Here is a 21,854-nt window from a genome sequence, read left to right as displayed (position 1 = left end):
ACCTACCCACTCAGGGCGCGGGCGGCGTGCTGTGGCAAGCACCTACAAAGAGCAGCGCGCCACCCGCTCCCAACAGCCGCGCCCGGCTTGCCTGGCGGTCCACGATCCATTGAGCACCGCTGCCAAACACCACCTCGGTATCACTCACAAAGCCCGAACTCAGCCACTGCGTCTGCACGGCCACCGCGTCATCCGAGGCACTAAAACGCAGCTCTGCACCACGCCGGGTTTGGGTGCTGCCATCGGCCTGCAGGTCGCACCATAGGCTCCGCATATCGGGCGGCCCCCCTTTTTCCAGCAACTCCCGGGCGATCTGGCGGGCGCGGCCGGGCTGGCTGGTGCTGCGGCAGGCAAATTCGGCCACCATCCAGCTGCCGTCCAGCATGTGCACCGGGGCAAACGCAAGGCTATCAATGTCCAAAGCCGTGGCACGGCGCTGCAAAAGCGGAATTTCAGTTTGGAGCGAGCCCGAAGGCAGGCTAGATGCGAGCGTGGCCAAGCGCAGCGGGCCTTGGCAGTCGGCCACGAACTCGGCCGTGCCCGCCACCGGGCTGGGTTGGTGCAGATTGATCAAAAAATAGCTGCCGACCACAAAACGGCGCTCGATGATGGCAAGCGACACCGCGTCCACGCCCACCAGCACGTCGTCGATGCGCTGTACGACCTGCATGTCTTTGCTGGCAGAGACATCGGGTGCAGCCCAGGCCGCACTACACAGAATCCAACACATTGATAAAAACAGCGGATAAAGACGAAGGGACATGCGGGCGATTCTGCCTTCGATCAACGGCGCAAAGCCGGAGGCAACCCATTCTTGCGGCGGATGTTTTCTGGTGGCTCTGTATTTTCTAGAGAACCCAATGTGCTTTTTACGATACGTTGGTGGCGTAATTCTGTGGAAAGAAATGCCTTTCAATCAGCTCAATAAGAATGTGCAAAACCTTGATGTGCAGTTCCTGCACGCGGTCGGCAAACTGGCCGCCAGGGGTACACACATACACATCGCTAAGTGCCTCAAGCTCCGGGTTGCGCCTGCCTGTAAGCGCAATAACTTTCATATTCAAAGCTTTTGCCGCTTTTACCGCTCTGATCACGTTCTTACTCGTGCCACTGGTCGTGATGGCCAGCAAACAGTCGCCGGTGCGGCCATGCGCTTCGAGATAGCGCGAAAAAACCCGTTCGTAGCCCAGATCATTGCCCACACAGCTCATGTGGCTTGCGTCACTGATGGCAATGGCAGGCAGCGCAGGCCGATCCAGCCGATACCGCCCGGTTAATTCCTCGGCAAAGTGCATGGCATCACACATGGAGCCACCATTGCCACAGGAAAATACACGCCCCTTTGTCTCAAACGCTTCAATAATGGCTTCAGCCGCTTTGGCGACGTTCTGCAGGGCCTCTTGGTTTTGCAAGAGGTTGGCAAGGGCAACTTGCGCTTCCCGCAGGCTGGATTCAATGTGAGTGATCATTGCTAGTGTGTTGGTTGAAGCTTCTTTTTCGCATACCCACCTACACACCGAGGCTTGCGATAACGTGGGGCAGATCTTCCATATTGTCGAACAATTTGTGCACCCCTGCCTTGGTGAGCATTTCAGCATGGTCGGCGCGGATATGCCCTCCGCCTAGAAAGCCCAGCACCCGCATTCCCGCATCCTTGGCCGCTGTCACCCCCGTCACACTATCCTCAATGACCAGGCATTCATCCGGGGCGAAACCCATGGCGCGTGCAGCATGGAGGTAGACATCGGGTGCAGGCTTGGGCCGCTGAACCTCATCGCCGCTGAACATGTTGGATCCAACCAAACCCGCCAGCCCAGCACGCTGCACCGAAAAATGCAACCTCGGCGGCGCACTGTTGGAGACGATGCCAATCGGAATACCAAGAGACTCGTATATTTCTTTCACATGCGGCATTCCTGGGGCCTCATGGCAAACCCGGGTATCAATGTCCATTTGCACCAATGCACGCTTCTCTGCACTTAAATGAACACCCAGTTTATTTTCAAGCAAAATAATAATATCCACGATGCGTCTGCCAAACATATCTTTTATATGCGCTTGCAGGTCATCAGTTTTAAATACCGCTTGCAGTACTTCCAGCATGATGGCATCGGCAATTTTTTCACTGTCCACAATGACGCCGTCACAATCACTTAGCAGACAAAATGGAAATTTAAGGTTTGTGTTGACAGCTTGCATTGAAAATTAAAACTTAAGTTACAGGTAATAGCTTTATAGATTCAAAATTGAATATGCCCCGAAGCGGGGCATATTCAATTCATGAGATCTCAGAAATTATTTTTTTGGAGCTGAGAATAGATGCTGGGCTCATACTCAGCTCTGTCACTCCCATCGCCACAAACTGCGGTATTAACTCTGGGTTTGCAGCAGCTTCTCCGCAGATGCCAACCCAGATTCCGGCCCTTTTCGCAGCTTGACAGGTCAATTCAATGGCCTTGAGCACAGCAGGATGCTCGGTACGGTAAAGTGACGCAATCTGTGCATTTGCGCGGTCGGTGGCCATAATATATTGGGTCAGGTCATTCGTTCCAATTGAGAAGAAGCTGACCTCGGCCGCCAGCGCATCGGCCTGCAGCACTGCAGCCGGCGTCTCAATCATGATGCCCAACTCGAACATGGCGTAATCAACAGCCTCGCTTTGCAGCTCTGCTTGGCATGCCGAAATCAACTCGCGTACACGACGAACCTCACTCAAATCACTGATCATGGGGATCATGACCTTGACGTTTCCAGCCACGGCGGCACGCAATAGAGCACGCAACTGTGGCTTGAATATTTCGGGGCGATCCAGGCACATTCGGACACCTCGCCAACCCAGAAAGGGATTTTCTTCCCGGGGGAAATCTATACCCGCTACAGGCTTGTCACCACCAATATCCAGCGTGCGAATAATGACCGGGTGCGGGTGGAAGGCATTTGCCAGGGCAAGGTAGACCTGGGCCTGCTCATCTTCCTGTGGGAGGCTCCTGCCTTGCATAAAAAGCAATTCGGTTCGGAAAAGCCCAACACCTTTCGCTCCCGCCTTTTGGGCCAAAGCAATTTCACCCAAAGACCCCAAGTTGGCGGCAATGTCGATCTGGCGGCCATCTTTGGTGCAAGGATGGACATCTCGAAAAGCGGATAGACCTTTGCGGGCCAGCTCTTCTTCGACCATTCTTGCCTTGAACTGCGCCCTTTGGACCTCATTCGGATTGACGATGACCTCCCCGTGATCGCCGTCTACAGCCAGGTACTGGATGGCATGCAACTCTTCTTCCGAAAGGGGAACACCCAATACTGCCGGTATGCCATGCGTTCGGGCCATGATGGCGACATGGGATGTTGCCGCTCCCCCCATGCAAACGAGTCCGGCCACATTGGCAATGGGTACTTTAGAAAACTCCCATGCACTTAAATCATTAGCCACCAGTACCGATGCGGGGGGAATGTTAGAAAGGTCTGGCAACGACTGGCCAAGCAAGGCTGCAGCCAATTGCCTTGTCACACCACGAACGTCTTCGGCTCTGGCACGCATGTAATCGTCGGTCATTGCCGAAAATGTTGCAGCCAATACTTCACCTACACGCAACGTAACTGCGCCGGCATCGCCCCGGCCCTCTATGCCCCGAATGATGGCCCCAACGTATTCCTCGTCTTGTGCAACTTCAATCAGAGCCTGGATAATTGCCCGGTCTTGTTGTGCCGCTGGTCCTTCAACATGGCCAGTGCTGTGGATGGAAAGCCTGGCCTCCAACCCGGCCAATACGGTCCGGAAACGATTCAGTTCACCGGGAATCTCGTGTTCGGCAATCACCTGGCGATCAGCCACCAGCTTCTGTGGAAAGTAGACATGTGCCGGTCCTAAAGCCGTACCACGGCTACCGGCGATTCCCTTAAGTCCTTCGCAAATGTGCGTGTCACCGCGCGTATCAACTACCGCACTGGATGGCGAAGGCGCTAGCACCGCAGCGTGTGTCTGGTCGAAGCTCATTCCGAATTGCGGGTCATCCAAGCATCGGACTAAATGCGCGATGGCTTCTTGTTCCTCTTCTCCATCGGCACGAAGCAAAACATCTTCACCCTCTTTAACCTGAAGAAGCATCAGCTTGACAGAACTTTTTGCGCTTGCGGTCTTGCCTCGGCAAACCAAATCAACACTACAGCCAAATTTTTTCATCAATTTGGCCATTTGTGCAGCAGGTCGGGTGTGTAGACCTTCGATTACGCGCACGGTGGTGCTTGTTTCAATCATGGTGCTTTGGATAATCTATAAGTCAGGATTTATGCAAAACCCTTTGGATTACCAGAGGGCATCATCGATGGGTGCAACATAAATCTCGCAGGTAAATGAAATTCAGTTATTTTTTAAAGACTTTAGTCTTCAATAATCAGCAGGCAGCCTTTACTCACAGTGGTTTTAACCTCACTCAAATCAAGTGATTTAACACAAATTTCCCCAGGTCTTTCAGCTGTATGGGAGGCATTAAAGTTAATCACAACATGGCCTAACTCTTTCACTTTGTGCCACGCTGTTTCACCAATCGCTGTTATCTTTGTCTCTAAATTACCTAGCTTGATAACTGAGCCTACAGACGGCGCGGAACCCACCGCTTCATCTTGTACTTTATGCAACGCCGACACTTCGGCCAAAGCCGGGGGTGCTCCATGCGCATAAAGAATCAAAACTCCGCCATCAATAAGATCCGCAACTTCCTCTCCAATTTCAGTAAAAATGGTTCTGTAGTAAATCATCTCGTTATCCGATCTAAATAAGACTTACGCAGCGCCCTCTGTGCCCCCTTAAGGCGCAAAGAGAATTTTGCGTAAGTCTTGGTAAATTAAAGTGCGAAGCTGGCTACCCACGCAATCAACACCGAAACTGGGCCCATGATTTGCCGGGAAATCAGCACAGCAGGGACCCCGATTCTGATAGTTTCCGGCTGGGCCTCTCCCAGAGCCATACCCACCGGAACAAAATCACATCCAACTTGTGTGTCGTAGGCAAACAGTGCGGGTAGCGCCATGGCCGGGGGAATAGTGCCACTTGCAATCGCAGGACCAATGATGGCCGCACCAATGACCTGTGCAATAACCGCCCCTGGCCCCAGAATGGGTGAGAGAAATGGCAGCCCACATATTGCGGAAAGAACCAGTAAACCAATGACATTACCGGCCAACGGCTCCAGCAAGTGCGCCAGTACATTGCCAAAACCTGTCGTAGTAATAACTCCAATTAACATGGTCACGAAGGCCATGAAGGGCAAAACGTTGCGAATCACCTGGTCAATCGACTTGCGCCCACTGTTGAACAAGACGCCCACAACCCCGCCCATTTTTCGACCAATCAGGGTAATGAATCCGATCATTCCACCTTGTGCCGCTTCTTCCCTGGCAGGGCGTGCCGCTGCTGGGGGCTGGGCGTGGCCTGTGGATGCCGACACCGGTATTTCCGAGCCATCCGCAAAGGAAAGGTTGCTCGCGCTTACGCCCGAAACATAGATGTCTTCGGTAATAAACTGAGCCAAGGGACCTGACTGGCCAACTGAATTGGTGTTGATGGTTGGAATGCGCTTGCGAGGATAAACGCCACACCGCGCAGTGCCGCCGCAATCCACGATGACAGCAGCAATTTCGCTTTCTGGTGGCGGATTACGGAATCCATCCACGACAGTTGCGCCTGTCATCTCGGCCAGCCTCTTGGCAATCTCGGGAATTTCTCCTCCCGTGACGGCCACAATCTTGTCGCGCTGCGCGGTAGGTGTAATTACCAGCGGACCGCCCCAACCGGCGCTGCCACGGCTTACTTTGACCGACTTAAATATCTTATTGAAACTCATATGTGTCTCCTTGTTATTATTGATGGCAGGTATTTATAAAGTGATACCTTCACGCTTTGCGATAATGCCAGTTAACCATTCCGTAACCATGCCTTTAAGTAAATTAACGAAAAGCCCCACAATGAAATAAGCCAATGCCAGTTTGGCTACAGAAAATGGAGCATGGCCTGTTTCTGCCAGCTTGGTAATAGCCGTCGCAACACCTAACCATACAAAAAGCTCACCTGGATTGGCATGCGGAAACAAACCGGTAATGGGATGGCAGAGCGATACCGCTGAATCGTAGAACGCTGGTTTATGCTTTTCCTCTACAAACATACCAAAGGTGTATGCCATGGGGTTTGTTAAAAAAAACATAGCCAACAAGGGTAGTACGGTGTAGCGCGTGAACACATTGCCTGCCGCAAACCGCGCCAAGCGGTGCACCCGTTGTTCACCGACAAGCTCAATAATGGCGTATACGGCCGTCAACAAAACGATCAATGTTGGGAGGATTCCAGTTACAAAACCAACAAAAGTTTTTCCACCTGCGTTAAATACTCCGATGAATGCCTCAGCACCCCGGGCGAGAAATTCGAATGCTTCCATTTTTTGTCTCCTTTAGAATTTAATTTAATTTACCGAAAAGCTTCATGACCTTCGACTGCTATCTGGATGGGTAAGTTACTAGGATTTTTTTTGCACCTCCCGAATCCTCTGTATTGCTTGATAAATAGCTTTTGAAGGTTGATCATTGGGTTTTTTGGATTTCAGGGATGACTCGAGGGCATCCAGTGTGAGCCCCTCGTATGCGGCAATATCCTTGAATCGGGCAAAGATGGACATGCCACTCATCACCTGCAATTTTTTCACCTGCATCTCGGACGACACAACCACCATGGCGACGGCCCCGAATCCAAATTTTCTGCGGGATTTACCCACTCCCAAATACCCTTGCTTCCAGGTTGCGCGCTGGCCTGCAACCGATTGCTGGTAATGGCGCCATTGCACCCAGGCCCCGGCCGATTGAAGTACCCAGAACACGAACAATAATGACAAGGCTGACTGTGTGAACCCCATAGAGGTCTCCTGGTTTTAGCTTTTACGGACCGTATCTTGCACCTCGATCTGAAGATGCTTGTTGCCAATAATGATACATTTGTTCTTTAAATAGTAAATATGTTCATGGCTGGGGTATACCCTTAAAAAAGCCGAGAACCCATAGAATTGCGGAGGAGTAACACATGATCGAATCAAAATTAGCGGCTGAATGGGCGAAGCTGCCTGACCTTCAAAGTCGCTTCGTAAGCTGGACGTGGTTCAAGACATCGGCGAGCGAATGCCTGGTGCTGATTGCGCAACGATTGAACGTTCGATGCGAGCTTCGCAGTAGCGATTTAGCGGATGCCTTCTTCCATTGGGTTGGCTATACACATAACAGCCAAGACTTGTCGCAGCTGGACCCAGTGGACTATGCGCACTATGCCTGCGGCATTTTGCTGACAAGCTTCATTCGATCCCATCCTATTTCCGTGATTGAAAATAAAGCGCCCGACCGTGGCGGTGGCCCCGTCTCGCAGCAGACCTTGAAATGGCCCGAAGACAAAATTTTGTTGTGCCTAACCTTGACCATCCTGGAAAGTTGGAGGCTACACCTAGGTGCAAAGCCACTTTTAGTCAACATGGATTTGATCCAGCGGCATTGGGATAGTTTTCACGAAAATGCCAGGAACGATGCTTACTCACCCATCGCATTTTTAGACTTGTTCCTTGGGCTTCCACCCGTATGGGAAACCCCAATGGCCGCCATGAACCGGCCGGCAATGCGCCTCGCTTCAGAGCGGCGCAGCCTTGGTCCATCTTAGACATGTAAAAAAGGCCGTATTTCCAAGCTTCGCTTAAAAATACGGCCCCTAAACAAAGCTCTCAAAAATTATCGCAATTGCTCCATAAGCAAAGCTGCAACCACACCACCAGCCTCGATGTAAGACAAATGCCCGACGTTCTTCAGCACATGCAGTGCAACGCGTCCTGGCAGCCCATTGGCGTGCTTCATAGGAATGATCCTATCGTCATTTCCCCAAATCACCTTGGTAGGCACAGTCAAGGACTCAAGTGCGACGCGCTGCGACGTCGCCTGTGTTCCATCAGGCATCAAGGCATGGGCCATCGCTCTCAATGCTTCTCGTTTTTGGGGCGATGCAAGCTGCTTGTACGCGGTGGCTACAAAAGAGCTGGTGAGCAGACTTTGGTCGTGAAACAGTTCAGCCAACCATGGCTTCAAACTGGTCTCACTGTTGGCTCTGCAAAGCCCATCCAGGAACCCACCATGGATGTCAGCCCCTAAGCCAGCCGGGGCCAGCAAAGTTAAGGACTTCAAACGCTGGTGCACCATGGCGACCATGGCCAGTGCGGTTGCACCACCCATGGAGTGCCCCAAAAGGTGAAACTCACGCACGCCCTCCTGGTCTAGCCGGGATACAACAGCAGATGCTATATCGTCCAGAGAGCTAATCGCCATGGATTTTGATTTTCCATGGTTGGGCAAATCAATGCCAATAATAGGCACGCCTTTTACCTGAGAAGCCAGGCTGCGCCAGCCACCCTGGTCTGCACCAAAGCCATGCAGCAAGACCAACGGTGCGCCTTCTGCACGCACGATCCAGTTCAGGTGCAGATCAAAACCATCGTCCACAGCACCTACCGTAGCGGGTATGGATGCTTGCATGACATCTGCGGCTTGGACGCGGCCATGGGGTCCGGTTCCAGCAATATCCAACAGATTGACGCCTTGGGTATGCGCCAGACTGCGCGCCAAAGGCGTTGCGCGCAACACAGATGGGGCGGCGGTAAAACCAACGACTTCTTCGTGCACCGCAGCAACGGGTGCAGCTTCAGAAACGCTGGGCTCGCTAGACGACTCAACCTGGTCAGACTCTTCTGCCCCACTTGTAATTTGCGCAGCGAGTGACTCACCGGCCGCAAGAATCCACCCCAGATTGGTGCCAACCAGAACCGATTCGCCGACCACACCTTGGAGTCCACTGATAGTTCCAGCCACCGGGGCATCCACTTCCATGGTCGCCTTGTCGGTTTCAATTTCAAAGATGACCTGCCCTTTGGTCACTGCGTCGCCATTTTTCACATACCAATGGGCTATCTTGCCTTCGGTCATGTCCATGTCGACGCGCGGCATGATGATCTCTGTCGCCATGCTCAGACCCTGCCTTTCACGCTGCTGCGGATGGCGTTAACAATGTTAGGCACCTGGGGTACAGCGGCCTTCTCCAGTTCCGGGTTGTAAGGCAGTGGGCAGTCTGCACCACCCAATCGAATAATGGGTGCATCCAGCCGGTCAAAGGCAGCGCTTTCAGCGATGGCAGCCGCCACTTCCGTACCAATACCAAACTGCTTGGTGCCCTCGTACACGCAAATAAGCCGCGTTGTTTTGCACACACTGTCGATTAGGGTGGAGTAATCCATGGGACGCAATGAACGCAGATCAATCACCTCCACAGAGATACCTTCTTTTTCCACGATGGCGGCGGCCTCCAACGCTTTGTGCACCATGATGGCCGATGCAACAATAGTGACATCGCTACCCTGGCGGCGAACCACGGCTTTGTTCAGTGGCTCGGTGTAATAGCCTTCGGGTACGTGGCCCTTCATTTTGTAGAGCAGTTTGTGCTCGAAAAACATCACGGGGTCTGGATCTTCAATCGCGGCCAGCAACATGCCTTTTGCATCGGCTGGCGTTGAGGGCTGAACCACTTTCAAGCCAGGGATATGGGCAAACCACGACTCCAGGCTTTGGCTATGCTGCGCAGCCGCACCCGTACCAGAACCGCAAGGGAAACGCATCACCAAGGGCACCGATGTTTTACCGCCCAGCATGAAACGGATTTTGGCGGCCTGATTGACGATCTGCTCCATGGCCAACGCAGCAAAGTCAGAGAACTGGAACTCATACACAGGACGGCGATTGAGCAGCGCCGCACCAACCGCCACACCGGCGCCCGCCAGTTCGGAAATCGGCGTGTCCATCACCCGATCTTCGCCAAAACGATGGATCAAATCACCCGTCACCTGGAAAGCGCCGCCATACACACCGATGTCCTCGCCCATTAAAAATACCCGCTCATCGCGCTCCATTGCCAAGCCCAAGGCTTCCTGTATGGCTTGCGAATAACTGAGTTCACGCATTTCATTCGACATTGCTGGTCTCCGCAGTCTTATCGGTATAAACGAAATCGGTCAAGTCTTCGACTTTCGGGTCTGGGCTGTCTTTTGCAAAATTGATACCCGCCTCAATTTCGTCCTCAACACTTTTCACCATCGCTGCCGCTTCTGCGTCTTGGATCAATCCAAGTGCCAGTAAATTGGCTTGGAAGAGTTGAATAGGATCGCGTGCGATCCAACTGTCAATTTCTTCCTTGGTGCGGTAGCGGTTGCGGTCGCTCTTGGAATGGCCCCGGTGGCGGTAGGTCATGCACTCCAGCAGCGTCGGACCGTCACCGCGCCGTGCACGTTCAATGGCCTCACCTGCTGCTGCTGCAACCTCTGCAAAATCATTGCCGTTCACAGTGATACCAGGAAAGTCGTATGCCTGTGCTCGCTGAGAAACGTTCTTGACCGCTGTGGATCGCTCCGTCGATGTGGACATGCCGTACTTGTTGTTTTCGCAAACAAACACCACGGGCAACTTCCAAATGGCCGCCATGTTGAGGCTTTCGTGGAACGCGCCTTCGTTGTTCGCGCCATCCCCAAAAAAACAGATGACGACGTTGGGTTTTTTGGTTTGCTTCAATGCCAGCGCGGCCCCCACTGCAATCGGCAGGCCACCGCCCACAATGCCGTTGGCCCCCAGGTTGCCACTGGCCACATCGGCAATATGCATGGAGCCGCCGCGTCCTCGGCAATAGCCGTTGTCTTTGCCAAAAAACTCAGCGAACATGAATTTGGGATCGGCGCCTTTGGCGATGCAGTGTCCGTGGCCACGGTGGGTCGAGGTGATGTAGTCACCTGGCTCCAGCATGATGCCAACGCCGACGGCACTGGCCTCCTGCCCAATCGAGAGGTGCATGGTTCCGTGTACAAGTCCGCGCATATAGGCTTGCTCGGCCCCTTCTTCAAACTGTCGAATCAGGTGCATCTGGCGCAGGGCCTTGTGCAACTTTTCTGCGCCCAACTGCGTATAAACAGCGGGCTGTGTTGGATTGGTACGGTCATTCATGGTGGTCTGCCTTTACTTGCCGTAGACCAACGCATCCTGGCGCTTGCGAAACTCTACGATCTTGGAAGTTGTGTCCACTGCGGTATTGGCATAGGTCAGCAACTCACCTTTCTTGATGGCCTGGGTCACAGTGCCTTTTTCCAACAAACCACAGGGAACGGCCTGCTCCAGCTTCGCTTGTGTCGCAGCCATCGCCCACGCCCGGTAGGTGTATTCGCCAATAGCATCCAGACGATCGCCTGGCTTGAGATCGCGCTTGGCAACCGCAGTCACCTCTGCGGTAGGAACCGGAATCGGGGCCATATCGGCACGGCCGTACAAAACGGCCCGTGCGCAGGTCAAAGGCACTTCCAGGCTGCACAGGTGGTAGGGCCGGTAAAAGGTGTAATAAGGCCCTTTGCCCAGCTTCAGATAATCCATGCGCTCGCGCAGCCGGGGATGCGCCATTTCAGCCACAACAAACACGCCCGGTGCGACCCCTTTGCCAATGGTGTAGTCCACCACCCCTTTGCGGGTCAAAATGCCGCCATCTTCGATGGGGCACAGCACCTTGTGCAGTTCTTCCAGCGAAGCCGCGGGTCCGTGCATACCGGGCACATCGGGAATCAAACCGGTGGCGTTGGCAATGGCCGACATTTCTACGGCGGTCTTGGAGCCATCTACAAATTCCACCAGCATGCGTGGGTTGAGTGACTTACTGTGGGCCTCTGCTGCATAGTCGTCTGGGGTGGCATCAATATTCAAGGGATTGTTCTTACCCTTGCCAGCGGCAATGATGGGATAACCCAGTGCACTCACGAACTGAATGAGTTCAATGGTGGAGCTGGGCTCATCTCCTGCACCCAGCGAATACACCACGCCCAACTTGTCGGCTTCGTACTTGAGGTAGGAGCCGATGGTCACGTCGGCTTCCACATTCATCATCACTAGGTGTTTGCCGTGCTGCATGGCGGTCAAGCCGATCTCCGCACCGACCGCAGGCTTGCCAGTGGCGTCCACCACCACGTCAATGAGCCCGCTTTTGCAAACAAATTCGGAGTTTTGGGTGATGGCCATTTTTCCGGACCCAATGCACTGGTCAAAGCTGCTTTGCGAGTCTACGGTTCGGTGGGCATCCCCGGGATGGCCTGCAGCCGCCAAAGCTGCCAGGGCGGCACCTACATTGATGTCGGCAATCGCAGCCACCACAATGCCTTGCATCTGAAGAACTTGGGTAACGATATCCGTACCCATCATCCCCGAGCCAATCAAGCCGATGCGGATGGGCTTTCCGGTTAACGCGCGTGCTTGTAAGTCAGCAGCCAGACCGCTGAGATGAATTTTGGACATAGTGTCTCCTGGGTGATTTTTAAACTTGCGTGCAATCAAGCAACTGCACATTTGTATTGTATTTTTGCACAATGTTCATATTTCACGCAAGTAGTCCATGAGAACAAACTGTTTCCTCCAAGACGAAAAGTAACACTCCACCCCTGGCGCCTCACCGCTGGGAGCAGTTTTCAGGCGCAGGTATGCCTTGCATGCAGTACACGCATTAGAAATTTTCCGCAGGTGGTAGAGCGGCAGGGAGATGGCCGGAATCTGCGCTGGTTCACGGCAACATCGCTTGCGTACACACAAGCGACATCTGGGCTTTTAAGCTGTCAGGGCAACTTCTGGTTCAATTCCAAAATCCGCCTGGCGGCGAATTCATCGGTGACCAAAACAGTGGGGCGAACAAGCCGAATCGCACCCAGTAGCGCCTCTGCCTTGCGCAGGCCGCCGGAGGCAATGATCCGTTTGGGCGTATTGGCAATCGTCTTCAATGGAACGGCCATGACGCAACCGTCGATCGAACTTTTCACCAACTGGCCGCTTGCATCAAAATAATTGAACAATGTTTCGCCCACGGCACCCAGATCCACCATGGCACTTCGCACAGATTCAGGTACAAAACCATTTCTGTAAGAGGTGCCTTCCACGCTCAAATCCCCCACACTGATCAGCACCGCGTCCAACGACTGTGCCCTGTCGAACACCTCGCCAAGACCGCAGAATTCAATCAATGCCTTCTTGGTGGCGGGAGAGTTCACGATGGCAGGCGCGGTCATCAGGTAGCACTCCGCCTGGAACAGGTTGGAAAAGCGCCAGGCAAACTCAGAAGGATTGAACTGCTTGACCTTGGTAATGCCGCCCAGCAAAGACACCACCGACATATCCGCAACAGCCACCTCATTGATGTAACTCAGAGACTCCAAAAGGGTTCGCCCCCAACCCACCCCGATACGCAGGCCCGGAACGACGATTTCATTCAAGTACATGCCTGTGGCAGTGCTGATGGACCCGGTGGCATCCGCGTTCGGACTCGACATCGGAACGACGATCACCTCTTCAATATGCAAGCTTTTTTCTAATTCGCGCGCAACTTCGATGCATTCCTGCAAACCGCCCTGGATGCTGAATTTGACCTCGTTGCGTTCACGGGCATCACTCAACAACCTCACAACTGTTACACGACCGATACCTAATTGCTGGGCGATATCGTTTTGGGTCATTTCCTCAATGAAGTACATCCATGCAGCACGCAAGCGCATCCGGCGTGTGCGGTTGTTTACCAACCCTTTTTCTTCAGGTAGTTCTTTGGGGACATTTCCCATAGCTTCCATGCCCACTACCATTTTTTGTTTTTTGGTTGCCACAATTTATCTCACATAGGTACGCCTGATACACCATCGGATAATGTACATCTGTGTAGGTGAATGGCAACTTGTTAGACTCACCGCAATGAACCGCCTGCCGCAATCCAACGCACCGCCGAGCCACCCCAGCAGAGATGTTCCTTTGGTCATCAAGGACGGTTTGCGTGAGTTTCGCTTTATTACCAAGCAAAGCGCATTACGGTGGATGGAGGGTGTTGAGGATGTGCTCACCCATATCCCCAAATTGGGTCCACCTTTGGGTGCAGCAACCAAAACCGCGTCCCAGTTGTTGCAATTCGCCGACCGGGCCGCAGTGGATTTGCTGTCTACAGAAACCCCCTACCGAAGGGGTGATTTTCGACTTCCTGCGCCAGACTTTTATGCGGGCTCGGCACACAACCCAGCCACACACAAAGCATTCACCAAAAACCACTATTGGGCGCTCAAGCATTTATTGAAGCTCAAGGGAAAAAATGACTTTTTGGTTTCAGAGGAGTCCGTATTCCAAGCGTTCAAGCATTTTCGAGAGCTTCATGCCGGGACCCCAAACACCCTAGGTAGAAACCAGCAGTCCATAGAGCAGTCCGTACAGCAGTCCAGTGAATCTGCCCATCGCAACGCATGCATCCTCTACGCCCTGTACAGCAGCAAGCCACTCTCGCACCATGACACGGTCAGCCAGGACCCGGAAGCCCTCGCAGAATCCACCGCCACCCTCACGCTGCACGCGTGCGCAAGTGTGGTGCTGGCCAGCGAGATCGCATCGCTATTTCCCAAGGCATCGGCCTCCACAGAGACGCTGGAAGCTCTTAAGTTAGGGGACGAAGTCTGCGGTGCCCGGCTGGAAAGCTGGGAGCGGGCCATGTTGCACCGCCAGCCCATACAACAACTGGCACGGGAAATCGACTTTTCCTTGCGCTACTTGTAGGTAAATTTGCATTCAAATATGCCTCTAGCGATTACGCAGGCTGCGCAATTTGCTATTAATTAAATAGCAATCATGCTTTGGCGAATCGTCTCAGAACGATTCTCTTTAGAATCACGTTCCTCTCAAGACTGCAATACCAGGGCAAACCCTTGGCCCGCACTGCCCACACACCATGACCACGCCTTTGCCGCCCCTTTTGCAACGCATCGAAATTGAAAGCGCACCCCAGCCGACGGCGGCTGTCATCTGGCTGCACGGCCTGGGGGCAAGTGGCGACGACTTTGCGGCCATCGTGCCCGAGCTGGACTTGGCCGGCTGCGCGCCCATCCGCTTCGTCTTTCCCCACGCGCCGACCATGCCGGTCAGCATCAACAACGGCTATGTGATGCCCGCCTGGTACGACATCAAAAACGCCGACCTGGTGCGCCAAGAAGACCCGGCTGGTATCCACCTCTCGGCCCGTGCCATCGAAGCCTTGGTCGCCAACGAAGTCGCCCGCGGGATTGCGCCCGAGCGCATCGTGCTGGCGGGCTTTTCGCAGGGCTGCGCCATGGCCCTGCACACCGGGCTGCGCCACAGTAAGCGGCTGGCGGGCATCATGGCCTTGTCGGGCTATTTGCCACTGGCCGACACGCTAGCCACCGAGCGGCACCCGGCCAACTTCAAAACCCCGGTCTTCATGGCCCACGGCACGGCCGACCCGGTAGTGCCGCTGGCGCGTGCCGAGGCCTCTCGCCAAACGCTGCTGGCGCTGGGTTATGCCGTGCAATGGCACACCTACCCGATGCCGCACAGCGTGCATCCCCAAGAGGTGGCCGACATCGGCGCATTTCTGCAATCGGTGCTGGGAGCAAGCCAGGGATGATGCTCGGTATTGATTTCGGCACCTCGAACACCGTGGCCGCGCTGGTACGCGCCGACGGCAGCCTGGATACGATTGCGCTGGACGCGGGCAAGCCCACGCTGCCCACCGCGCTGTTCTTTTCGCACGAAGACCAGCACACCAGCTATGGCAGCGCCGCCATGCAGGCCTACCTGGCGGGCACCGAGGGGCGGCTGATGCGCTCCATCAAAAGCCTGCTGGGCAGCGGCCTGATGGACGAAAAAACCGTGGTTAACGGCCAGTTGGTCAGCTTCACCGACATCCTGGGCATGTTTTTCAAGGAACTGAAAAAGCGCTCGGAAGCCCACCTAGGCCACACCGTGCAGCACGCCATGCTGGGACGCCCGGTGCATTTTGTCGATGGCGACGCACAGCGCGATGCCTTGGCCCAGGCCACGCTGGAGCAGGCGGCCCGGGCTGCAGGCTTTGACGAGGTGCAGTTCCAGCTGGAGCCCATCGCCGCAGCTTTCGATTTCGAGCGCCGTGTCACCCAGGACACCACCGTGCTAGTGGTGGACATTGGCGGCGGTACCTCCGACTTCACCGTGGTGCGCGTCGGCCCGGGTCGGCAAGCTCTGGGCGACCGCAGCGGCGACATTCTGGCCACCACCGGTGTGCACATCGGCGGCACCGACTTTGACCAGCTGCTGAACCTGCGCCACGCCATGCCGCTGCTGGGCCTGGGCCATGTGGGGCCGAGCGGGCGCGAAGTGCCGTCGGGCGTGTTTTTTGATTTGAGCACCTGGCATTTGATCCACCAGTCGTACTCGCGCAAGAGCCTGTCCCAGGCCGCGGACTTACGCGATGCCTACGCCGACCGCGTCCTGCACCAGCGCCTGCTGCACGTACTGCAAGAGCGGGTCGGACACCATATCCTGGCGAATGTGGAGAGTGCCAAGATCGCCTGCTCGCTGTCCAGCGCTGCGGCCACCATCGGCCTGGACTGCATTGCCCGTAACCTGAGCGCGCAGCTCACGCCCGACGGCCTGGCCCAGGCGCTACAGGCCCAGTTGGCGCGGGTGGTGCAGTGCGCACAGGAATGTGTGGCGCTGGCCGGGGTGGCACAGCCCGATGCCGTGTACCTGACCGGCGGCTCGTCCGCGTTGGCACCGCTGCAAACCGCTATGCAGGCCCTGTTTCCACAGGCCCGCCTGGTGGCGGGTGACCGCTTTGGTAGCGTGGCGGCAGGGTTGGCGTACGCGGGCTCGGTAACGATGGAATGCACTACGGCATAACCATAGAAAATTACATCTAAATTGATAGCATTAGACGTATACAAATATTACGCCTACTGCCCTTTTCGACACCAGGTTTTTTGGTTTATTTGCTAGCAGGCTGTGTAGTGGCCACGGCGTTGATGCGCTTATCGACTGTCTGGCCCAGCGTCTTCAGCTTGGGTTCGATCTGGCCCTTGGTGTCTGCCACCAGTTTGTCGGCCAGTGACTTTTGCATTTCCGGCACCATTTGCGAGAACTTGCGCAGCAGCGGGGATTCCAGCGCGGCGATGAGCTGGCGCAACTCGTCTTCGGAGAACTTGGCATCCAGCGTGCCGCCGACATCCACCGATGCCGCTTTTTTGGCCCGCTCGGTGAGCAGCGGGGTGACCTCGTCCACATATTTTTTCATGTCCGCCTGGATGTCTTTGGCCAGAGCCTCGCGCTTTTCAGACGGCACCCGGAACTGTATGGCAGGCCCGGCCTGTTGCAGCAACTGCACCATCGGCTGCTGGGCCAGTTGGCGAACGGTGGAATCCACCATGGGCTGCTGCAATTGCAGCACTTTGTTGATCAACTCTTGCTTGGCCGGATTCGGCTCGGCATGCACCACCGCCGCGATGGACAGCAAGGCGAGCGCCAGTAATTTACGTTTCATGGTCGGGTCTCTGGGTTAAAAGTGGCGAAGGCGCACAGCGCGTTGCCAGTGATTATCACCAGCTAAGCCGATACAAAACGTAAGGGCAAGGTAAACCGCAGCGTGCAGCCCCCGTCCACCACACCATGTGCGGCGATGCTGCCGCCGTGGCGCAGCACGATCTGGCGCGCCAGGGCCAGGCCGACACCAGCACCATCAAACGCCGATGCTGCGTGCAGGCGCTGGAACAGATCAAACATCGTGCCGCTGGTGGCGGGGTTAAAGCCCACACCGTTGTCACGCAGCCAAAACGTGGTGCCATCTGCCGCAGGCTCCCAACCCAGCGTGATCTGTGCAGTGCTACGGGTGCGGGTGAACTTGAGGGCATTGGACAGCGCGTGCTCCCACACCTGGCGCAACAGTGCGGCATCGCCCTGCACTTCGGGCCACTCGGCAGGCAATTGCCAGTCGATGCTGCGTCCTGCGGTTTGCGCCATGAGTGCGCGCTGCGCCTCGGCCACCAGTGCGGCCATGGGTACGGTGGTGGTTTGCAGCGGGATGCGCGACAGGCGCGACAGCTCCAGCAGCGCGTCCACCATGCGGGCCATGCTGCGGGCCGATTGCTCCAGGGTATCCAGGCAGGGGCTGGGGTCCTCGCCCTCGGCCAGCATCTCGCGTACCAGCGGGGCATAGGCGGTGATATGGCGCAACGGCGCGCGCAGGTCGTGCGAGACGTTGCGCACAAAATGCTCCAGCTCGGCCTGCAGGGCGGCGTTATGGGCTTCGCTCTGCTGCAGGCGATGCTGCAGATCGGCCAGGCGGATGTCCAGATCGCTCAAGGCTGGACCTTTTTGGCCGGGCGTTTCCAGCTGGTGATGGCCACCTGGCGGCCCCGCGCCACGCTGAGCACGCCCTCAGGGGCATCCTTGGTCAAGGTGGAGCCGCCACCCACCGTGCCGCCCGCGCCCAGGGTGATGGGGGCCACCAGCACGCAGTTGCTGCCCACGTGCACGTCTTCGCCGATCACCGTGCGATGCTTGTTGACCCCATCGTAATTGGCGGTGATGCTGCCTGCACCAAAGTTGACGCGCGCGCCCACCGTGGCGTCTCCCAGGTAGGCCAGATGGTTGGCCTTGGCCCCGGTGCCCAGGGTGGAGTTTTTGACTTCAACAAAATTGCCGATGTGCACGTCAGAGCCCAGCACCGCGCCGGGGCGCAGGCGGGCGAACGGGCCGATGCGCGCATCCGCGCCCACCGTGACCCCGGCTTTTTCGCCGTCGATATGGGTGAAGGGGTGGACGATGGCCCCCGCCGCGATGCGGGCGTTGGCGATGACGCAATTAGCGCCGATCTTTACGCCCTCCCCCAGCGTTACCGTGCCTTCAAACACGCAGTTCACGTCGATGGATACATCTTGCCCGCAGACCAGGCTGCCGCGCACGTCCAGCCGCGCCGGGTCGGCCAGGCGCACGCCCTGCTCCATCAAGGCCACAGCCTGCTGGCGCTGGTAGGCGCGTTCCAGCTCGGCCAGTTGCACGGGGCTGTTGACACCAGCCACCTGCACCTCGTCGGTGATCTTGTGGGCCACCACCGGTACCCCGTCGGCCACAGCCATCTTGACGATGTCGGTCAGGTAGTACTCGGCCTGGGCGTTGCGGTTGTCCAGCCGGGCCAGCCAGGTGCGCAGGTGGGCGGCGGGCGCGGCCATGATGCCGCTGTAGATCTCGCGGATTTCGCGCTGCGCCTCGGTGGCATCTTTGTGCTCGACGATGGCCTGCACCGCATCGCCGTTACGCTCGATGCGGCCATAGCCGGTGGGGTTGGGCAGCTCCAGCGTCAGCAGCGCCAGCTTGTCGCCGCCGCTGGCCGCCACCAACTGGCGCAAAGTGTCCACCTGGGTCAGCGGCACATCGCCCGACAACACCAGCACCACGCCCTTATCCAGTCCTTCATGGTCGGGCAAAAAAGGCAACGCCTGTTGCACGGCATGGCCAGTGCCCAGTTGCGGTTCCTGGCGGGCAAAATTTACGGAAAAATCAGCTCCATCGCATATGTAGCCTGGGATAGCCGCTTCTACTTCTGTAGCACCATGGCCGGTGATCACCACCACATTGCGGGGCAGTAGGCTGCTGGCGGTGTCAACCACATGGGCCAACAATGCGCGCCCGGCCAGCGTATGCAACACTTTGGGCAATTTGCTTTTCATGCGGGTACCTTTGCCCGCTGCCATGATGACAACATCGACTTCTGCCATAGCTTGCAACTTTTTAGTTAAATGGACCCGAATTATGGGACTGTTGTTGCTGCTGGGTGCACTGCAGGCCTGCACCGGCATCAAGCTGGGCTACAACAACGGCGTGGACCTGGCCGCATGGTGGCTGGACGGCCATATCGACTTCAGCAAAGCCCAGTCGCAACAGGTGCGTGACGACCTGCGCCAGCTGCAGTTGCGCAACCGCCAGCAAGACCTGCCCGACTACGCCCAAACCCTGCGCCAAACCCAAACCTTGGTAGCCCACGACCTCAGCCCCGAGCAGGTCTGCAGCGTGGGCAGCACCGTCCGCGGCTACATCGATGCCCTGCTGGTAGATGCCGAACCGGCCGCCACCACCCTGGTACAAAGCCTGACACCGGCCCAAATCAGCTACCTGGAGCGCAAATACGCCAAGACCAATGCCGAATACCGCAGCGACTGGCTGGCCTTGACTCCCACCGAAGTGCACCAAAAGCGCTATGAGAAAGCCCTGGAGCGTGCCGAAATGGTCTACGGTCGCATCGACGCAGCGCAAAAAGCCCTGGTCCGCCAGCAGGTAGAGCAGTCCCGCTTCGACCCCCAGCAGGTACAGACCGAACGCCTGCGCCGCCAGACAGACACCCTGCAAACCCTGCGACAACTGCAGCGTGACACCCCCACCGCCGCAGAGGCACGGGCCGCCGTGCATGGACTGCTGGAGCGCTCCATGCACTCCCCCCAAGCCAGCTACCGCAGCTATGCCGAGGCCCTGGCCCAGCAAGACTGCCAGGGCATTGCCTTGGTGCACAACAGCACCACGCCAAAACAGCGCGAAGCGGCGGTGCGCTGGCTGGCGGGGTACGAGCAATCGCTGCGGGAGCTGGCGGCGCAGCGGTAAGAAAAAGTGAAAAGCCCCGCCAGGCCAAAGCCTGCGGGGCGGGAGGCAGCGCTTAGGGCTACTTATTCTTCCGTGTAGCCCGAGAACACGCCGAGGTCGCTCATATTGCCGTTGTAGTTCCAGGTGCCTGCGGTAACTAGCCCGGTGTTGTAGTTCAAGGTGCCGCTGAAGTTCCAGGCCCCTGCCACCGCCATGGTGAAGCTGGCCAGGGTGGAGTCGGCGGGGGACGGTGTCACCACCAGTGTGCAGGCCGTGGTCCACGCGCCCAGGCTATTGTCAGAACCGCTGCATTGCGTGGAGCCATTAGCATTCACCGTGGCGTACCAGTAGCCGGAACGGTTGCCGCTATAAGTGCCCCGGTAATCGCCTTGGTAGGAAGCCGTGGTCAACACCACCGGCGCATTCGGGTCCACCGCAGGCATACCCAGTTGTGCCAACAATGCGTTTGCAGCCACCAGGTTCAGGTTGGCACCGGCCCAAGCTTTGGGTTTGTCCTGGTAGGCCCAGTACACATGCCCGGCCCGCTCCACATAGGCATCCACGTAGCCCAGTTGCGCATCCAGTGCAGGCAGGCCGCTGAAGGTCAGTACCCGTGCATCGCCCAGGGTCTGGATGGCATAGCTGCCGGTGCCAATCGGGTCGCAATTGCGGGCGCTGCCGTTAAACCGCTCCTGGCAGGCGTAGTACTTGGCCACATTGCCCGCCGCAAACGAAGCCCGTATCTGGGTATTGCCGGTGTAGTAGGTGGCGGACTGGCCGTTTTGCAGGTTGCGCCGCGCATTGCCGATGCGGCCCACCTGGACGCTGGTCGCGCCCCACCCTTCGTTGCGCGGTCCGCTGGACAAGGTGGTGCCGTTCAGGCCCGGGCGGGTGCCTGGGCTATTAATGCAGGGCGTGCCGGTCATAGTGGCGACCACCGTATCCAGGCTGGTGGCCGGGGTGGCCGGCACATCCTGGTAGCAGGCCGACGTGGTGTCGTTTGCATTGGTTTTACCCGCCGCCACCGCCATGGGGTACAGATCGAGGATTTCCCACGGTGTGGACACATAAGAGACGGCTGTGGACAGCGCCGCACCAGAGGCATAACGCACCGTGGCCGCAGCAGGAAATGTCGCCGTGCCCAGTAGATTGGCGGCATTGGCAATATTGAAGTTGGTGTAGCCCAGTGCCTTTACCTGGTTCAGCACGCTGACCATGGTTTGACCCGCCACACTGAACGATGTGTTTTTGTAATCTTCTCCCAGCTCTTTGCCATCGCAGTAGTTGTAAGGACTATGGCCATTGGCCTTGGCCGCCGAGCTGGTGTTTTCAAAATTGATGGGGCAACCGGTCCA

Annotated in this window: 22 protein-coding genes; 5 read left to right on the top strand and 17 right to left on the bottom strand. The window is 56.6% G+C overall.

The annotated features are described in order from the left end of the window. Positions 1 to 10: 10 nt before the first annotated feature. The 8 genes from AC097L_RS15495 to AC097L_RS15460 all read right to left on the bottom strand — a co-directional run bounded on the left by AC097L_RS15495 (position 11) and on the right by AC097L_RS15460 (position 6,896). The gene (locus AC097L_RS15495; RefSeq protein WP_479587434.1) at positions 11 to 763 is read right to left on the bottom strand and encodes a hypothetical protein; all 753 of its coding nucleotides are present in this window, start codon (positions 761 to 763) and stop codon (positions 11 to 13) included. A 106-nt stretch (positions 764 to 869) separates the two neighbouring features. Continuing rightward, the gene (locus AC097L_RS15490) at positions 870 to 1,469 is read right to left on the bottom strand and encodes an SIS domain-containing protein (RefSeq protein ID WP_479587433.1); all 600 of its coding nucleotides are present in this window, start codon (positions 1,467 to 1,469) and stop codon (positions 870 to 872) included. A gap of 40 nt (positions 1,470 to 1,509) precedes the next feature. Further along, entirely contained in the window at positions 1,510 to 2,199 is a 690-nt protein-coding gene (locus AC097L_RS15485) for an HAD family hydrolase (protein WP_479587432.1), read from the bottom strand. Between the two features lie 79 nt (positions 2,200 to 2,278). Then, positions 2,279 to 4,252, bottom strand: coding sequence for a phosphoenolpyruvate--protein phosphotransferase (gene ptsP, locus AC097L_RS15480; RefSeq protein ID WP_479587431.1), 1,974 nt, complete (start codon positions 4,250 to 4,252; stop codon positions 2,279 to 2,281). A 122-nt stretch (positions 4,253 to 4,374) separates the two neighbouring features. Beyond that, a complete protein-coding gene (locus AC097L_RS15475; RefSeq protein WP_479587430.1) occupies positions 4,375 to 4,752 on the bottom strand; it encodes a PTS glucitol/sorbitol transporter subunit IIA in 378 nt (125 codons plus the stop codon). 86 nt (positions 4,753 to 4,838) lie between these two features. After that, complete coding sequence (srlE, locus tag AC097L_RS15470; RefSeq protein WP_479587429.1) at positions 4,839 to 5,837, bottom strand: PTS glucitol/sorbitol transporter subunit IIB; 999 nt, start codon at positions 5,835 to 5,837, stop codon at positions 4,839 to 4,841. A gap of 33 nt (positions 5,838 to 5,870) precedes the next feature. Next, positions 5,871 to 6,425 carry a PTS glucitol/sorbitol transporter subunit IIC gene (gene srlA, locus AC097L_RS15465; RefSeq protein ID WP_479587428.1) on the bottom strand — a complete coding sequence of 185 codons (555 nt, stop codon included), beginning with the start codon at positions 6,423 to 6,425 and terminating at the stop codon, positions 5,871 to 5,873. Between the two features lie 78 nt (positions 6,426 to 6,503). Next, positions 6,504 to 6,896: a transcriptional regulator GutM gene (locus tag AC097L_RS15460; protein WP_479587427.1), complete on the bottom strand. Its 393-nt coding sequence runs from the start codon at positions 6,894 to 6,896 to the stop codon at positions 6,504 to 6,506. Between the two features lie 164 nt (positions 6,897 to 7,060). Between AC097L_RS15460 and AC097L_RS15455 the strand changes: the two genes are divergently transcribed. After that, on the top strand, positions 7,061 to 7,681 hold the full coding sequence (locus AC097L_RS15455; RefSeq protein WP_479587426.1) for a hypothetical protein: 621 nt from the start codon (positions 7,061 to 7,063) through the stop codon (positions 7,679 to 7,681). A 68-nt stretch (positions 7,682 to 7,749) separates the two neighbouring features. Here AC097L_RS15455 and AC097L_RS15450 read toward each other — a convergent pair whose 3' ends face one another. The 5 genes from AC097L_RS15450 to AC097L_RS15430 form a co-directional block, all read right to left on the bottom strand. Continuing rightward, a complete protein-coding gene (locus tag AC097L_RS15450) occupies positions 7,750 to 9,030 on the bottom strand; it encodes an acetoin dehydrogenase dihydrolipoyllysine-residue acetyltransferase subunit (protein WP_479587425.1) in 1,281 nt (426 codons plus the stop codon). A gap of 2 nt (positions 9,031 to 9,032) precedes the next feature. After that, on the bottom strand, positions 9,033 to 10,031 hold the full coding sequence (locus AC097L_RS15445; protein WP_479587424.1) for an alpha-ketoacid dehydrogenase subunit beta: 999 nt from the start codon (positions 10,029 to 10,031) through the stop codon (positions 9,033 to 9,035). After that, positions 10,021 to 11,049 carry a thiamine pyrophosphate-dependent dehydrogenase E1 component subunit alpha gene (locus tag AC097L_RS15440; RefSeq protein WP_479587423.1) on the bottom strand — a complete coding sequence of 343 codons (1,029 nt, stop codon included), beginning with the start codon at positions 11,047 to 11,049 and terminating at the stop codon, positions 10,021 to 10,023. The genes AC097L_RS15445 and AC097L_RS15440 overlap by 11 nt, the downstream gene beginning before the upstream one ends. 12 nt (positions 11,050 to 11,061) lie before the next feature. After that, positions 11,062 to 12,378 carry an NAD(P)H-dependent oxidoreductase gene (locus AC097L_RS15435; protein WP_479587422.1) on the bottom strand — a complete coding sequence of 439 codons (1,317 nt, stop codon included), beginning with the start codon at positions 12,376 to 12,378 and terminating at the stop codon, positions 11,062 to 11,064. 314 nt (positions 12,379 to 12,692) lie between these two features. Next, positions 12,693 to 13,727 carry a sugar-binding transcriptional regulator gene (locus tag AC097L_RS15430; RefSeq protein WP_479587421.1) on the bottom strand — a complete coding sequence of 345 codons (1,035 nt, stop codon included), beginning with the start codon at positions 13,725 to 13,727 and terminating at the stop codon, positions 12,693 to 12,695. An 85-nt stretch (positions 13,728 to 13,812) separates the two neighbouring features. On the opposite strand from AC097L_RS15430, the gene AC097L_RS15425 reads away from it, so the two are divergent. The 3 genes from AC097L_RS15425 (at position 13,813) to AC097L_RS15415 (ending at position 16,773) form a co-directional block, all read left to right on the top strand. After that, positions 13,813 to 14,655 carry a hypothetical protein gene (locus AC097L_RS15425; RefSeq protein WP_479587420.1) on the top strand — a complete coding sequence of 281 codons (843 nt, stop codon included), beginning with the start codon at positions 13,813 to 13,815 and terminating at the stop codon, positions 14,653 to 14,655. Between the two features lie 172 nt (positions 14,656 to 14,827). Continuing rightward, complete coding sequence (locus AC097L_RS15420; RefSeq protein ID WP_479587419.1) at positions 14,828 to 15,520, top strand: alpha/beta hydrolase; 693 nt, start codon at positions 14,828 to 14,830, stop codon at positions 15,518 to 15,520. Beyond that, on the top strand, positions 15,517 to 16,773 hold the full coding sequence (locus tag AC097L_RS15415; protein WP_479587418.1) for an Hsp70 family protein: 1,257 nt from the start codon (positions 15,517 to 15,519) through the stop codon (positions 16,771 to 16,773). Before AC097L_RS15420 ends, AC097L_RS15415 begins: the two co-directional genes overlap by 4 nt. Before the next feature lie 85 nt (positions 16,774 to 16,858). Here the strand turns inward: AC097L_RS15415 and AC097L_RS15410 are convergent, their stop codons facing one another. The 3 genes from AC097L_RS15410 to glmU form a co-directional block, all read right to left on the bottom strand. Beyond that, positions 16,859 to 17,410 (bottom strand): DUF2059 domain-containing protein, encoded by a 552-nt coding sequence (locus AC097L_RS15410; protein ID WP_479587417.1) that lies wholly within the window; start codon positions 17,408 to 17,410, stop codon positions 16,859 to 16,861. 62 nt (positions 17,411 to 17,472) lie between these two features. After that, on the bottom strand, positions 17,473 to 18,228 hold the full coding sequence (locus tag AC097L_RS15405) for a sensor histidine kinase (RefSeq protein ID WP_479587416.1): 756 nt from the start codon (positions 18,226 to 18,228) through the stop codon (positions 17,473 to 17,475). Next, positions 18,225 to 19,643, bottom strand: coding sequence for a bifunctional UDP-N-acetylglucosamine diphosphorylase/glucosamine-1-phosphate N-acetyltransferase GlmU (gene glmU / locus AC097L_RS15400; RefSeq protein ID WP_479587415.1), 1,419 nt, complete (start codon positions 19,641 to 19,643; stop codon positions 18,225 to 18,227). The genes AC097L_RS15405 and glmU overlap by 4 nt, the downstream gene beginning before the upstream one ends. 34 nt (positions 19,644 to 19,677) lie before the next feature. Here glmU and AC097L_RS15395 point away from each other — a divergent pair, with 34 nt between their 5' ends. Continuing rightward, positions 19,678 to 20,520 carry a DUF6279 family lipoprotein gene (locus AC097L_RS15395; protein ID WP_479587414.1) on the top strand — a complete coding sequence of 281 codons (843 nt, stop codon included), beginning with the start codon at positions 19,678 to 19,680 and terminating at the stop codon, positions 20,518 to 20,520. Positions 20,521 to 20,582: 62 nt separating this feature from the next. Here the strand turns inward: AC097L_RS15395 and AC097L_RS15390 are convergent, their stop codons facing one another. Continuing rightward, positions 20,583 to 21,731, bottom strand: coding sequence for a hypothetical protein (locus tag AC097L_RS15390; protein WP_479587413.1), 1,149 nt, complete (start codon positions 21,729 to 21,731; stop codon positions 20,583 to 20,585). Between the last annotated feature and the right edge of the window lie 123 nt (positions 21,732 to 21,854).

It is taken from the genome of Rhodoferax sp. RT5P35, assembly GCF_056521385.1.
Note: the sequence above shows the minus strand (reverse complement) of the source record. Positions and strands in the feature narration are given on the sequence as shown.

Excerpts from the sequence above, each read along its gene's own strand:
- AC097L_RS15420 (WP_479587419.1), top strand. The coding sequence starts at position 14,828 with ATGACCACGCCTTTGCCGCCCCTTTTGCAACGCATCGAAATTGAAAGC.
- srlA (WP_479587428.1), bottom strand. The coding sequence starts at position 6,425 with ATGGAAGCATTCGAATTTCTCGCCCGGGGTGCTGAGGCATTCATCGGA.
- AC097L_RS15415 (WP_479587418.1), top strand. The coding sequence starts at position 15,517 with ATGATGCTCGGTATTGATTTCGGCACCTCGAACACCGTGGCCGCGCTG.
- glmU (WP_479587415.1), bottom strand. The coding sequence starts at position 19,643 with ATGGCAGAAGTCGATGTTGTCATCATGGCAGCGGGCAAAGGTACCCGC.
- AC097L_RS15455 (WP_479587426.1), top strand. The coding sequence starts at position 7,061 with ATGATCGAATCAAAATTAGCGGCTGAATGGGCGAAGCTGCCTGACCTT.
- AC097L_RS15490 (WP_479587433.1), bottom strand. The coding sequence starts at position 1,469 with ATGATCACTCACATTGAATCCAGCCTGCGGGAAGCGCAAGTTGCCCTT.
- AC097L_RS15495 (WP_479587434.1), bottom strand. The coding sequence starts at position 763 with ATGTCCCTTCGTCTTTATCCGCTGTTTTTATCAATGTGTTGGATTCTG.
- srlE (WP_479587429.1), bottom strand. The coding sequence starts at position 5,837 with ATGAGTTTCAATAAGATATTTAAGTCGGTCAAAGTAAGCCGTGGCAGC.
- AC097L_RS15460 (WP_479587427.1), bottom strand. The coding sequence starts at position 6,896 with ATGGGGTTCACACAGTCAGCCTTGTCATTATTGTTCGTGTTCTGGGTA.
- AC097L_RS15485 (WP_479587432.1), bottom strand. The coding sequence starts at position 2,199 with ATGCAAGCTGTCAACACAAACCTTAAATTTCCATTTTGTCTGCTAAGT.
- ptsP (WP_479587431.1), bottom strand. The coding sequence starts at position 4,252 with ATGATTGAAACAAGCACCACCGTGCGCGTAATCGAAGGTCTACACACC.
- AC097L_RS15395 (WP_479587414.1), top strand. The coding sequence starts at position 19,678 with ATGGGACTGTTGTTGCTGCTGGGTGCACTGCAGGCCTGCACCGGCATC.
- AC097L_RS15435 (WP_479587422.1), bottom strand. The coding sequence starts at position 12,378 with ATGTCCAAAATTCATCTCAGCGGTCTGGCTGCTGACTTACAAGCACGC.
- AC097L_RS15475 (WP_479587430.1), bottom strand. The coding sequence starts at position 4,752 with ATGATTTACTACAGAACCATTTTTACTGAAATTGGAGAGGAAGTTGCG.
- AC097L_RS15425 (WP_479587420.1), top strand. The coding sequence starts at position 13,813 with ATGAACCGCCTGCCGCAATCCAACGCACCGCCGAGCCACCCCAGCAGA.
- AC097L_RS15410 (WP_479587417.1), bottom strand. The coding sequence starts at position 17,410 with ATGAAACGTAAATTACTGGCGCTCGCCTTGCTGTCCATCGCGGCGGTG.
- AC097L_RS15445 (WP_479587424.1), bottom strand. The coding sequence starts at position 10,031 with ATGTCGAATGAAATGCGTGAACTCAGTTATTCGCAAGCCATACAGGAA.
- AC097L_RS15450 (WP_479587425.1), bottom strand. The coding sequence starts at position 9,030 with ATGGCGACAGAGATCATCATGCCGCGCGTCGACATGGACATGACCGAA.
- AC097L_RS15440 (WP_479587423.1), bottom strand. The coding sequence starts at position 11,049 with ATGAATGACCGTACCAATCCAACACAGCCCGCTGTTTATACGCAGTTG.